Here is a 13,573-nt window from a genome sequence, read left to right on the forward strand (position 1 = left end):
CACCGTTGCCGGCGTACTCCCCAGGTGGAATACTTAATGCTTTCGCTTGGCCGCTGACCGTATATCGCCAACAGCGAGTATTCATCGTTTACCGTGTGGACTACCAGGGTATCTAATCCTGTTTGATACCCACACTTTCGAGCCTCAACGTCAGTATCGGCTTAGTGTACTGCCTTCGCAATCGGAGTTCTTCGTGATATCTAAGCATTTCACCGCTACACCACGAATTCCGCCTGCCTCTACCGCACTCAAGAACGCCAGTTTCAACTGCAATTTTAAGGTTGAGCCCCAAACTTTCACAGCTGACTTAACATCCCGTCTACGCTCCCTTTAAACCCAATAAATCCGGATAACGCTCGCATCCTCCGTATTACCGCGGCTGCTGGCACGGAGTTAGCCGATGCTTATTCATAGGGTACATACAAGATTCCACACGTGGAATTTTTTATTCCCCTATAAAAGAAGTTTACAATCCATAGAACCTTCATCCTTCACGCTACTTGGCTGGTTCAGGCTCTCGCCCATTGACCAATATTCCTCACTGCTGCCTCCCGTAGGAGTTTGGACCGTGTCTCAGTTCCAATGTGGGGGACCTTCCTCTCAGAACCCCTATCCATCGTAGGCTAGGTGGGCCGTTACCCCGCCTACTACCTAATGGAACGCATCCCCATCGTTTACCGATAAATCTTTAATGGTATTATCATGCAATCTTACCATACTATCGGATATTAATCTTTCTTTCGAAAGGCTATCCCCGAGTAAACGGAAGGTTGGATACGCGTTACTCACCCGTGCGCCGGTCGCCGGCAATTGAAGCAAGCTTCAATCCCGATGCCCCTCGACTTGCATGTGTTAAGCCTGTAGCTAGCGTTCATCCTGAGCCAGGATCAAACTCTTCATTGTAAAATATTTTTATATATCCGTTAGGATATCTGTTGTCTCTGTTCAGGATACCGTATTTCTTATTATAATTGACGGTTTATCTTCTTTATCATCACACATTATTTAATGTGTGACGCTTGTACTACATTCTGTTTGTTTATTTAAAATCTTTCAAAGAACTTCTTGTTTAGCAACCGTATCATTTTCGATTGCGGATGCAAAGGTACGCACTTTTTTCATTCCCGCAATACTTAGCATAACTTTTTTTTCTAAAAAATTTTCACCTTAATAGCTAAATACCTGTTTTTCAACATAAAATAGGGATAATATTTTTTCATTATTGTTACATTCAAGTTAAATAAAGGAATAATATACACATTATTATATATATAATACAGGAGAAACATATTAATGGAAGATTTATGAAATGAAATCTCGTATGCAAAAATCAATTAGAAACAACCTATGATATGACAGTGCAAACTTACCGTTACACGAACGTGTAACGCGTGAAACACATACGTGTAACGAGTGTAACACGAGCGTGTAACGCGCGTGACACGTACGTGTTACGCTAACTTTATATAGAATTTTTCAAAAATCATTACTGATTTCTACTCAATTAATTCAAAATATTTTGAATAGTATTTTTTAACTCTATGTATATTCAATTATCAATATTAATCCTTAATTTTGAAAACATGAACTTAAAAACTATAGACATTATGAATACTAATCCAGTTTTCAGTCTGAACATTCCTACCAAACTGATGTTCGGATGTGGCGAAATAAAGAATCTTGCCACTGAGCAACTTCCAGGAAAGAAAGCCATGATTGTTATCTCAGCAGGTTCATCAATGCGCAAATACGGTTATTTGGACAAGATAATAGAACTGCTTAAAGAAAACGATGTGGATTCAATAGTATATGACAAGATACTTTCTAACCCTATAAAAGACCATGTTATGGAAGGGGCAGCAATATGCCGCGAAATGAAATGTGACATGCTTATCGGACTTGGAGGCGGCAGTTCCATTGATTCTGCCAAAGCCATAGCAGTAATGGCATGCAACGATGGCGATTATTGGGATTACATCCAGAGCGGTTCTGGTAAAGGACGTCCTGTAAAAGGTGCATTACCTGTCATCGCCATACCTACAACAGCAGGTACAGGTACAGAGGTTGACCCGTGGACTGTAATAACAAATACAGAAAAAACAGAGAAAATAGGTTTCGGATGTCAATACACTTTCCCGAAACTGTCAATAGTGGATCCTGAAATGATGCTTTCAGTTCCACCACAGCTGACTGCATATCAGGGATTCGACGCTTTCTTCCACGCTTCGGAAGGATTTATTGCAAACTGCGCAACACCTATCAGCGACCTTTATGCACTGGAAGCTGTGAGACTTCTCTATAAATATCTGCCTGTTGCAGTAAAAGACGGACGCAATCTTAAAGCAAGAGCCAAAGTGGCTTGGGGTAGCACTCTTGCCGGACTGGTAGAAGCTACATCAAGATGTGTATCGCAACATGCATTGGAACATGCCATGAGTGCAAAATATCCTGAACTTCCACACGGTGCAGGACTAATCACACTGAGTGATGCCTATTTCGAGACATTCAAGAATGACTGCATGAAACGCTACATGAAAATGGCGGAAGTAATGACTCAGAAAAAGAGTAACAGACCGAGCGACTTTCTAGAAGCACTTGCTCTGATGAAAAAAGAATGCGGAATGGACAATCTGAAGCTTAGCGACTGGGGCATGAAACCGGAAGATCTGCCTGAAATGGTTACACTTGCAAGAGACATAGCCGGAGGATTCTACCGCTTCGATGTCCGCCCTCTTACAGACGAGGAAGTTCTGGAAATATATAAGAAATCATACAAATAAAAACTTTCACAATATCTCCAATACCGATTATGGAATTGGAGATATTTTCATTATTGAGGAAAAGATATATCATAACATAAAACAATGGACTCACTAAAAATCAACAAAGTACAGATTAGAAATCTACAAATCGAAGATTATGACCAGCTGGCACAATCTTTCACACGTGTTTACTCCGACGGAAGCGATGTCTTCTGGACACACAAACAAATAGAAAAACTTATAAAGATTTTCCCGGAAGGACAGATAGTAACAGTGGTAGATGAAAAGATTGTGGGATGTGCCCTGTCAATAATAGTAAACTATGATGACGTAAAAAACGACCATACATACGCTCAGGTGACAGGTAAGGAGACATTCAATACTCACAATCCGAAAGGAAACATTCTTTACGGTATTGAGGTGTTCATTCATCCGCAATACAGAGGACTGCGACTGGCACGACGTATGTACGAATATCGCAAGGAATTGTGCGAGGAACTGAACCTGAAAGCCATCATGTTTGGCGGCAGAATACCGAACTATCACAAATATGCCGACAAGATGCGTCCTAAAGAATACATAGACAAGGTAAGACAAAAAGAAATCTATGACCCTGTACTGACATTCCAGCTATCAAACGATTTCCACGTGCGCAAGGTTATGCGTAACTATCTTCCAAATGATGAGGAATCAAGACATTATGCATGCCTACTGCAATGGGACAATATCTATTATCAGCCGCCTACACAAGAATATATCAGTCCAAAGACTTCAGTGCGCGTGGGACTAGTACAATGGCAGATGCGTTCATACAACACACTTGACGATTTGTTCGAACAGGTAGAATTCTTTGTTGACGCCGTATCCGACTACAAGAGTGACTTCATTCTTTTCCCTGAATACTTCAACGCTCCATTGATGGCTCATTTCAACAATGAAGCGGAATCGGAAGCAATACGTGGTCTCGCAACATATACAAACGAAATACGCGAACGTTTTATAAAACTAGCTATCAGCTATAATATCAATATTATAACAGGAAGTATGCCTCAGATAAAAGAAGACGGGCGACTTTATAATGTTGGTTTTCTATGCAGACGTGACGGTACGACAGAAATGTACGAAAAAATCCACGTCACTCCAGATGAGACAAAGAGCTGGGGACTTACAGGAGGGCGTTCCATCAAAACATTTGAAACAGACTGTGCAAAAATCGGTGTATTGATATGTTACGATGTGGAATTCCCTGAACTATCACGTATTATGGCTGATCAAGGTATGCAAATCCTTTTTGTCCCATTCATGACGGACACACAGAACGCATATAGCCGAGTTAAAGTATGCGCTCATGCCAGAGCTATAGAAAACGAATGTTTCGTTGTAATAGCGGGAAGTGTAGGTAACCTGCCACGTGTACATAACATGGACATACAGTATGCACAATCAGGAGTATTCACTCCTTGCGACTTCACATTCCCTACCGACGGCAAACGTGCCGAGGCTACTCCGAATACAGAAATGATTCTCGTATCTGATGTAGATCTTGACCTTCTGAATGAACTGCATACTTACGGCAGTGTAAGAAATCTGAAAGACAGACGAAATGATCTGTATGAAGTAAAAGTTAAGAAGTGAACTTAACAAAGAAACGTTATAATCGCCTGATTATAACGTTTCTTTATTTTTATTTCTGAGACAACTCCTCTAGAGTTTTACCCTCATATTCGCAAATAGCGTTCTTATATATCATAGGAATAGGAACAGGCTCTTTAGTGGCAACATCATAACCTACAAGCACCGTACGACACTGACATTTAATTACACCACTAGCCTTGTTTACTGCACGCTGTAGCAACGTCAAACTTTTATTTCCAAGATGAACTACGGTAGTTTCAATAATAAGTTCATCAGAAAAAAATACAGGTGCCATAAAATCAGCATTGATATTTGCCACCACTACACCAAATTTGTTCCAATCATGCAAATCACCAAACACATCCTTAAAATATGTAGTTTTGGCAAGATCGTACAAAGAGAAATACACTGAGTTATTCATGTGTCCGAACTGGTCAACATCACTGAACCGGATTTGAGCCGGTATTACATGCTTAAAATTGATTTCATCTTCCATACAAATATTCTTATTAGGTTATAATGTTCAAATATAATTCTTTTTTTTGTCATTCGTCCACTAATTGACGGAAATATTAGTAATTTTGCCGTCAATAAAATAAATATTCAATAAAAAATAAAACATTATGGAAAATAAACTTAGTAGAGAAACTCTATGCGTACAGGCCGGATGGCAACCTAAAAAAGGTGAACCGAGAGTATTGCCTATATATCAGTCAACAACTTTCAAATATGAAACAAGCGAACAGATGGCACGTTTATTCGATTTGGAAGAGTCCGGTTATTTCTATACAAGACTTCAGAATCCTACAAACGATGCTGTAGCTTCAAAAATAGCAGCTCTGGAAGGTGGTGTAGGTGCTATGCTTACTTCTTCAGGACAGGCTGCCAATTTCTACGCCGTATTCAATATCTGTGAAGCCGGAGATCATTTTGTATGCTCTTCTACTATCTACGGTGGAACATTCAACCTCTTTGCTGTTACAATGAAAAAACTCGGTATAGAATGTACTTTCGTTGATGCCGACGCCAGTGAAGAGGAAATATCCAAGGCTTTCCGTCCTAACACAAAATGTCTGTTTGGAGAAACTATTTCAAACCCAAGTATCAATGTTCTGGATATTGAAAAATTTGCACGTATAGCTCACAGCCATGGTGTTCCTTTGATTGTGGACAATACTTTTGCTACTCCTATCAACTGCCGCCCATTCGAATGGGGAGCTGATATCGTCACTCACTCTACAACAAAATACATGGACGGACACGCTACTTGTGTGGGAGGCGCCGTAGTGGATAGCGGTAACTTCGATTGGGAAGCAAACGCCGACAAATTCCCTGGACTTACAAAACCAGACGAATCTTACCACGGACTTGTTTATACAAAAGCATTCGGTAAAATGGCATATATCACAAAGGCTACAGTCCAGCTGATGCGTGACCTGGGTTCAATACAATCACCGGAAAATGCATTCCTGCTGAATTTGGGATTGGAGACCCTGCATCTGCGTATGCCTCGCCACTGTGAGAATGCTCAGAAGATAGCTGAATGGCTTGAAGCCAACCCCAAAGTAAAATGGGTTAACTATTGCGGACTGAAAAGTAGCAAATATTATGAATTAGGTCAGAAATATATGCCTAACGGTTCATGTGGAGTGATTGCTTTCGGACTGAACGGCAGCCGTGAGGAAGCCATAGAATTCATGGACAACCTGAAGATGATCTGTATCGTAACACACGTGGCAGATGCACGTACATGTGTGCTTCATCCGGCAAGTCATACACACCGTCAGTTAAGTGACGAACAGCTGATTGAAGCAGGTGTAGCTCCTGACCTGATACGTCTTTCTGTCGGTATAGAAAATGTAAATGATATTATAGCCGACCTGGAGCAGGCTATGGAAAAGGTAAAATAAACCAATCTATTTGTTTTAATAAAAAAGCTTCCGTGGCAGACTGATATTCTGAGACGGAAGCTTTTATTTTTCATATTATTCTATACGTGATTTAAGTTCACGCCGAAGGATATCCCAGTCATAATACACTCCGTCGATTACCGGGGCAGACGTAACTATATGAGTTTCATTCTCATTATGAAGGAAACGTACTATTACGTGTCCCTTTGCATTACGATAGAATATTATCTGCAAATTGGCAGCCATTGGCGCTATACGATAATCCTGCCAAGCCAGATGGTAGCGTTCCGGATCAGTCTCTGCTCGAGCGCATCCTTCTATCTGCATCAAAGCAAGCAGGCGAATAAGGGCAGTGTCGTGCCCAAAACGAAACGAAGCACATATATCCTCCCCACTCAATGCACGGTCAGCATCGAAGATAATCGTATCAAGAAGTGTTGATGCAGAAGAGGGACCTTTTCCTTCGTTAAGTGGACAAGCAGCATTGATAACGTACATACGATAGTTCAAGGCGCGCCAGAGAGTAAACAGTTCGTCAGGAGTGAACACAGTGTGAAGCGAAAGATTAAGATCTGTATTCTGTATGCTGAATATTACTCTGAACAGTGATTTATAGAATGATATCTCGTCTTCTGGACGTACTTCAGCACGGGAAAATACGGACGACATCAGGCGTTCCGGACGGAGTGTTTCCTGCTCAAAGCGGATGGCGTCGGTCTGCCATGGTGCATCCTCTGCCGAAAAAGCCTTAAGCTCCGGCGAGGTATATGACATATATCTCATCAGGTTCTGATTTGACATGGTATCTATATTCAATGAGGGGAATTCCAGCTGCATCTGACTGCAGAAAGCGTTCATGCTCATCAAACAACGTGGTACTACGCTAGAACGAGCTTCTACCCGCTTACCTGATGTGAACAGGCGGCTGAAACTGCGATACATTCGCTGGGCTATGCCTCTGTGCTGTGCAGCACCTAACTTTGTAAGTTCTCCGGCATGATTTTCTGCCTCGTCGTATAGTATTTGAAGCTTGCGAAGTATGTCAGAACCCAAAGGGGTAAGACCTGAATATGAAGCGGCTTCCTCAAGCGGCTCTATCGCTTTTATATAATCCACTTCATTCATCATATACCTTGAACCATGACGTCCGTAATGGCTTATATAGACAGGTGTGTACCCTTCCGGGGAAGGTGTACCTGTGGCCGGTGTACCAATTGAACGATCTATGCTGCCATATGGATAGGCGAAATATATTCCTCCGGCACGCATCGGGTTTTCCTTAAGTTCCTTGTTTATGCTTTCGTCTGTAATGCTTGATGAATACGCCTCACTCACAGGCAATGACGAGCTTATCTGCCAGTTTACTCCGCATGGATTGTTCTGCATATACCATATCACCGGAATGTCTTCATTATCAAGTATCCACATTTCTGTGTCATCGTCTGCCGATACTGCATGAAGTAGCCGGAAGCTACCGGCATGGCGACGTGTATCTTTCAAACGGAATGTACGCAAGTCGAAAGTACACAGACCTTCTGTCTTCAGACTTTTATATACTGAACGTGATACTATGCCAAAGAGTTCATCTCCTGAGAGTAGTTCATGATGACCGTCTATAGGCTGGAGATAACTCAGCAAAGTAGCGTTATCTCTGGCTGCAGGGCTCATAGTGTACCTTCCATGCTGCCATTTAAGGTTTCGCATTATTCCCCAGTCCATGAATAGTGTATCATTACTTTCGCTGAAATGGACGCTGTATTTTCTGGTCTGCCCGTATAGTTTATAGACGTAAGTCAGGGAATCAGGCATTGATAACTGCGCCCGAAGTGGGAACGATATCAGTAATGCCGGGAGCGAAACGAGCAGACTGAGTTTTATTGATGTAAATATTTTTTTCATGAAGTTAATGAAGTTAGGAAGGTTAATGAAGTTAATCTATATCCGGAGCTGTGGTTCCCCATCCGGCAGGATGTTTGCCCATCTTAAGAACCAAGCGACCTCCTTTTACAATATCCTTATGACGTATATATGAATAGGGATAGTCCACTCCATCAAGAGTAGCAGAAACTATATATTTATTCTTAGCAGAAAAGCCTTCAGCTTTGATGGTAAAGGTTTTTCCATCGCCGACATTAATGGTAGTTTCCCTGATAAAAGGCGAATGAATAAGATAATAATCCTGACCGGCATTTGGATATAGTCCTATCATATGGAATACAAGCCATGACGACATAGCTCCCGAATCGTCATTTCCAGGCAGACCAACAGGACCGTCGTTGTAATGACGACAGATTATATCACGCACGCAGTCGGATGTCTTGTCCGGACGGCCTATCCAGTGATACAGGCATGGGCTAAGGAATGAGGGCTCGTTATTCACATTGTAATATTCCTTACCGAAGAATGTATCAAGTCGCGAATCGAAAGCTTCGGCTCCGCCACACATTTCTATCAGTCCGTGCACATCGTGTGGAATGCTGAGAGAATATTCCCATGATGTGGCCTCGTAGAAGAATGTGTCCCACCACGGGCAGTGCCATGGGGCTTCGGATGTGACGGGGGTGTAGCGGTATGTGGGTTTGCGTAACTCGGAACGGCCGAACGGTATGTCGTCCAGCCAGCGGCCTTCTGCATCGCGCGGAAGTATGAATCCGCGGGCGCCGTCGTGCTCGTAATCGGAACGCCAGAGGTTCTTCCAGTTTGCCGACTGTCGTAGGTACTGCTCTGCAAGTTTGTCTTTGCCCAGTCCTTTGGCCACGAGGTAGATGGCATAGTCGCAATAGGAGTATTCCACTGTGCGGTTTCCGGCGCGGGGTATTCCGTATGGGATATATCCCAGCTGAAGGTACGGGATGAGTCCGCCGCGGCCTTCGGCTTCCTCGTTTCCTCCGGGAGGGACTGTGGCATCTTTCAGCATTGCCTCTAGAGCCATCTCATAGTCTATTCCTTCAAGGCCTTTCACGAAGGCATCGGCAATGACTATCTCGGCGTTCGAGCCTCCCTGGGTGCGGCCGTTGCTGTTGCCGCTGCGGGCGTCGGGCATGTATCCGTCGCGACGGTAGATGTTGATGAGCGAACGGACTATATCGGCTTCACGCTGCGGATCGATAAGGGTGATGAGGGGTGTGGACGTGCGGTATGTGTCCCAGATGGCGTAGAAATCATCGTAATACGGTTCGGGATCGGACCATAGGGGGTTCTCGCCTGTGCGGTCGACTGGCATGAGCATGGTGTGGTACATACCGGTGTAGAACATGCGTCTGTACTCGTCGGAAGTATCGTCGGAAAGGGTTATCCTGCCAAGCAGGTCGTTCCAGTCGGCCACGAGGCTTTCCCTTGTCTTGTCGAACGACCAATGTGGTATGTCGGAACGGACGTTCTGCTTAGCTTTAAGAGAACTGATAAACGAAATACCTATCTTTAAGTTCACAGTTGTGGCAGACGATGGGAAACGAAGCAAAACTCCTGTTTTCTCGGCAGAATCGTACTGTGAGTCATCGGTGGAGATGCAGCCAGACTTCCATGTGTAGGTGGTCTCGAAAGGGACATCAGTCTCGGCATAGAAATATACGGTATAAGCGCGTCCGTTGTTCCAGCCGCCGCGTATGCGCGAATAGCCGGAAAGGGAGTTGCCGGACTCGATACGGACTTCGGAGCCAACAAACTGCTGGGCTTCGCGGGCGTCAGGCACAGGGCTTTCACCGAGGAAGAATCCACAATCGACGAGCAGGGACTTGAGCGAATCGGTCGGATATGTGAATCTGTAGAACGAGGCGCGGCGCGATGTGGTTATCTCCGTACGTATGCGCGAATTGACGAAACGGGTGTCGTAGTAGCCCAACTTTATGTTCTCATACTCGCGATAGTCGATATGGGAGATGCGGTCTATCCCGCTGCCAAAGGGCATGACGAGGATATTGCCGTACTTCGGACCGCCGCCGGTACCGCTGACGTGCACCTGGGCAAATCCGTCCACCCGCTCGGGCATGGGGAGCCATCCACTGTTGGGGGCACAAGTGCAGTCAGGCGAAGGTTTTACCATTCCGTAGGGAGCTGAAGGGCCGATAAACACGCGGCCAAGGCCTTCGGAGCCTATACGTGGGTCAACGTATGTGTCCGGACCGGCCTGTGCGTCTGCAGCCAGAGGGAGCAGAGACAGGGCCATTGAAATGAATGATTTTATGATTCTGTTGTGTCTGATCATGGCGTAATTTTTTATGGATTATCAGTTTCTGAATTTATATCCGGACATAGAGCAGTCCGTGTTGACATCGCAGTTCCTGATGGTGACGTCCGACGCGCGGTCTATATAGAAGGCGTATTCCTTGCCGCGGACATATCCTTCGCCGTCGCACGGACGCTTGTCGTAAATGGCACCGGGATAGTCTGTCACTCTTCGCAAATCTATATCTACCTCGCTGAATGTTATGCGGCTCACCTTATCGGGAGTATCTCCGCCCACGAACGCTCCGTTCTCGCTGGTGCAGCGGATATTATGGAAACGGATATCACTTACATTTCCGCAGCGACCTTCTGTAGCCCCCTTAGGGAAACGCCATCCGGCATCTTTGTGATTGCCTCTCGCACGCGGATATGATGTGACATAGATTGGCTCAGATTTTCCCCACCACACATCGGAGAAGAAACGGCAGTCTACTATCATATTCGAGAATATCACGTCTGTGACGGTTCCTTCGTCGCGGTTCTGGATGCCGATACCGCGATTGCTGTTGCGGATCACACAGTTGTCGAACACCACGCGGCGAATGCTGTCCACATTCTCCGAACCTATCTTGACGGCACACGAGCGAGACGTCATGATGCAGTTGGTCACAACCACGTCCTCGCACACTCCGTATTCTTCAAACTCGCGACGGTTCTTCAGGCAGATGCAGTCGTCGCCCGACTCGATGTAGCAGTTTGAGATGCGCACGTTCCTGGAATGGTCGATGTCTATGCCGTCGCCGTTACGGATTTTCAGATTGTTCAACAGTGAAATGCCGTCGATGGTGACATCATTGCACCCTACGAGGTGGACTGTCCAGTAAGCGCTGTTCCGAATGCTGATATCGCGGATAATCACTTTCTCGGCATTGATGAGGGTGAGGACGTGCGGACGTGGGTCGAAATCGGTTACGGGCTTGAGCTCGTAGGAGTCATGAAGCTCGGCGCCCATGAATGCCACTCCGTTGCCATCTATTGTTCCCATACCTGTAAAGGATATGTTTTTCACGTCCTTGGCATAAAGCCACATCATTCCCTCGCCACGGTTCTCGCAAAAGGCACTGAGGGTGTATATGCTTTCAAGGGGATTTGCCAGGAGGCGTGACTCTGTCTCAAAATGATACTCGATGTTCGAGGCAAGGGAAAGTGGGCCGCTGAGGAATGTATAGCCTCGCGGGAACAGTACCTGTCCGCCACCCGCAGCGGCACACTCGTCAATAGCGCGCTGTATGGCTGCGGCATCATCGGTCTTGCCGTCGCCTGCGGCACCGTAATCGCGTACGTTGTAAACTCTGCTATCTGTTCTGCTTCCGCCACACGATATCAGCAGGAAGAGAAACAGAAGATTCAATAATAAAGATGTCGTTTTTTTCATGATATTTTGTTTTTTTAGTTGCAGGGTTATTTATTGCGTATTTTTGCGGCATTATTTAATTGCGGTGTTTTCACCTCTTCTTAATTCCGGAGCTATCGTATCTGAAGGCAGGAGTTATCGCCCTCCTTCCAATTTACTATATCATATCTGAAGGCAGGGTATTTCCCGTTTGGAGCTTCGTCGCCATAGACGCGGACCAGCTCCAGTTCCGTCACTTTCCTGAAGAGATAAGCACTCTCCCACTCCTTTTCCGGTCGGTCTGTATTCCATTTCACGGAACAGTCGCGCATGGTCAGTCCGTCTACCCCATGAAAAAAGAATGCGTTACGCGAACGTTTGTCCACAGCCTCTTCCGGCTGCATCGTAAGATGGAAATCGCTGACGGTTATATTACGGAGAGCCTCGTCGAAACCTTCCATACGCAGGCCGCTCTGGCTGTCGGCTATTACATTGCTGATTATTACGTCGCTTATACTTCCGGCAGGCCTGTCCGTCTTACCTCTTTTCTGGATTGTGAACCACAGAGGGTCTCCGTTTCCCCACCAGAAAGTGGCCTTGCGCCTTGTGCGGATAACAATATCGGAGAATATCACACGACAGACATTTCCTCCATCGCGAACTATTATGTTCAGCCCCCTGTTGGCATCGTCGATAATGCAGTTTGTCATCACAATATTCTCGAAATCGCTGTGAGTCTCTGTCCCTATCTTGAACGCTGCCGACGAGGATGTGAGAATACAGTTGTTTATAGTGATATTTCTTACCGGCTTGGATACTCCGTCGTGCATGGTCGATTTCAGACAGAGAGCATCGTCGCCAGTACGGATAACGCAATTACTTATCGTGACGTTGGTGCAGCCGTCTATGTCAAGACCGTCGGCATTCACTCCGTTGTTGCGGTCGGACTCTATGTATATGCCGTCTACCTTCACCCGGTCGCAGCCCTGGATATGGACGGACCAGAAGGAAGATTCTATCACTCTGATGCCTTCAATCCTGACATTCTCGCAATCCACCATGCTGAGGGCTCCCACGTATGGAGGGACTTTACGGAATTTGGTGCGATAGTCGGCCCCGTATCTCTTGGCATTCTCTATCTCGCGGCCTGTTATTGAATCTGTGATATGAGTCTGAGGGGCTCTGATGTATTTCTCGCGTACGGCACGGCAGTGCAGCACTCCTCCCCCCGTGACAGAGACATTACGTGCGGACACTGCCAGCAGAAGGGTTTCCACTCCACCGGTATCTGCCGCTCCTGATGAACGTGTGAAGTTGGCATAATCGGCTGCATTCCTGCTTGAATAAACAGTTGCCCCGGACTGAAGATGAAGGGTTACATTGTCCTTAAGCAATATTGTGGTGCAAAGATACTCTCCAGGAGGAACGACAACTGTCCCGCCGCCCGAAGAAGCACACTGGTCTATCGCGCTGTTGAATGCTGCTGTAGAAAGCACGGCAGTATCGCCGACGGCACCAAAATCCCTCACGCTGACAGCACATAAATAAGCGTTACCGACAGCAGCTTCCGTATTTACGGTACGCGCATCAATGTATGCAACACCCATGCCGATTATGACATTAAACACTACAAGCAATAGCCTGTTTCGCAAATTATTTTCTGCTTTCATAGTCACTGTTCCGATAATGTTTTTATTTATCCATCAGAT

General features: G+C 45.4%; 8 protein-coding genes and 1 rRNA gene. 3 read left to right on the plus strand and 6 right to left on the minus strand.

Annotated features, from left to right (window positions below):
* Window positions 1-903, minus strand: a 16S ribosomal RNA gene (locus Q0486_RS00015); the annotation flags it as partial.
* A 704-nt stretch (window positions 904-1,607) separates the two neighbouring features.
* On the opposite strand from Q0486_RS00015, the gene Q0486_RS00020 reads away from it, so the two are divergent.
* Both Q0486_RS00020 and Q0486_RS00025 read left to right on the plus strand, forming a co-directional pair.
* Window positions 1,608-2,780: an iron-containing alcohol dehydrogenase gene (locus tag Q0486_RS00020; RefSeq protein WP_299228897.1), complete on the plus strand. Its 1,173-nt coding sequence runs from the start codon at window positions 1,608-1,610 to the stop codon at window positions 2,778-2,780.
* A gap of 84 nt (window positions 2,781-2,864) precedes the next feature.
* Window positions 2,865-4,397: a carbon-nitrogen hydrolase family protein gene (locus Q0486_RS00025; RefSeq protein WP_299228900.1), complete on the plus strand. Its 1,533-nt coding sequence runs from the start codon at window positions 2,865-2,867 to the stop codon at window positions 4,395-4,397.
* 49 nt (window positions 4,398-4,446) lie between these two features.
* Here Q0486_RS00025 and Q0486_RS00030 read toward each other — a convergent pair whose 3' ends face one another.
* On the minus strand, window positions 4,447-4,893 hold the full coding sequence (locus Q0486_RS00030; protein WP_299228903.1) for a thioesterase family protein: 447 nt from the start codon (window positions 4,891-4,893) through the stop codon (window positions 4,447-4,449).
* A gap of 127 nt (window positions 4,894-5,020) precedes the next feature.
* Here Q0486_RS00030 and Q0486_RS00035 point away from each other — a divergent pair, with 127 nt between their 5' ends.
* The gene (locus Q0486_RS00035) at window positions 5,021-6,307 is read left to right on the plus strand and encodes an O-acetylhomoserine aminocarboxypropyltransferase/cysteine synthase family protein (RefSeq protein ID WP_204394121.1); all 1,287 of its coding nucleotides are present in this window, start codon (window positions 5,021-5,023) and stop codon (window positions 6,305-6,307) included.
* A gap of 75 nt (window positions 6,308-6,382) precedes the next feature.
* Here the strand turns inward: Q0486_RS00035 and Q0486_RS00040 are convergent, their stop codons facing one another.
* From Q0486_RS00040 to Q0486_RS00055, 4 genes are all read right to left on the minus strand, one after another.
* Window positions 6,383-8,206 (minus strand): histidine-type phosphatase, encoded by a 1,824-nt coding sequence (locus Q0486_RS00040; RefSeq protein WP_299228913.1) that lies wholly within the window; start codon window positions 8,204-8,206, stop codon window positions 6,383-6,385.
* A gap of 31 nt (window positions 8,207-8,237) precedes the next feature.
* Window positions 8,238-10,472, minus strand: a complete 2,235-nt coding sequence (locus tag Q0486_RS00045) for a GH92 family glycosyl hydrolase (RefSeq protein WP_299229182.1) — start codon at window positions 10,470-10,472, stop codon at window positions 8,238-8,240.
* A gap of 60 nt (window positions 10,473-10,532) precedes the next feature.
* Complete coding sequence (locus Q0486_RS00050; protein ID WP_299228916.1) at window positions 10,533-11,906, minus strand: glycoside hydrolase family 28 protein; 1,374 nt, start codon at window positions 11,904-11,906, stop codon at window positions 10,533-10,535.
* 92 nt (window positions 11,907-11,998) lie between these two features.
* Window positions 11,999-13,534: a glycoside hydrolase family 28 protein gene (locus Q0486_RS00055; RefSeq protein ID WP_299228919.1), complete on the minus strand. Its 1,536-nt coding sequence runs from the start codon at window positions 13,532-13,534 to the stop codon at window positions 11,999-12,001.
* Window positions 13,535-13,573: the final 39 nt, after the last annotated feature.

This window comes from uncultured Bacteroides sp., assembly GCF_937912035.1.
Classification (GTDB): Bacteria; Bacteroidota; Bacteroidia; order Bacteroidales; family Bacteroidaceae; genus Phocaeicola.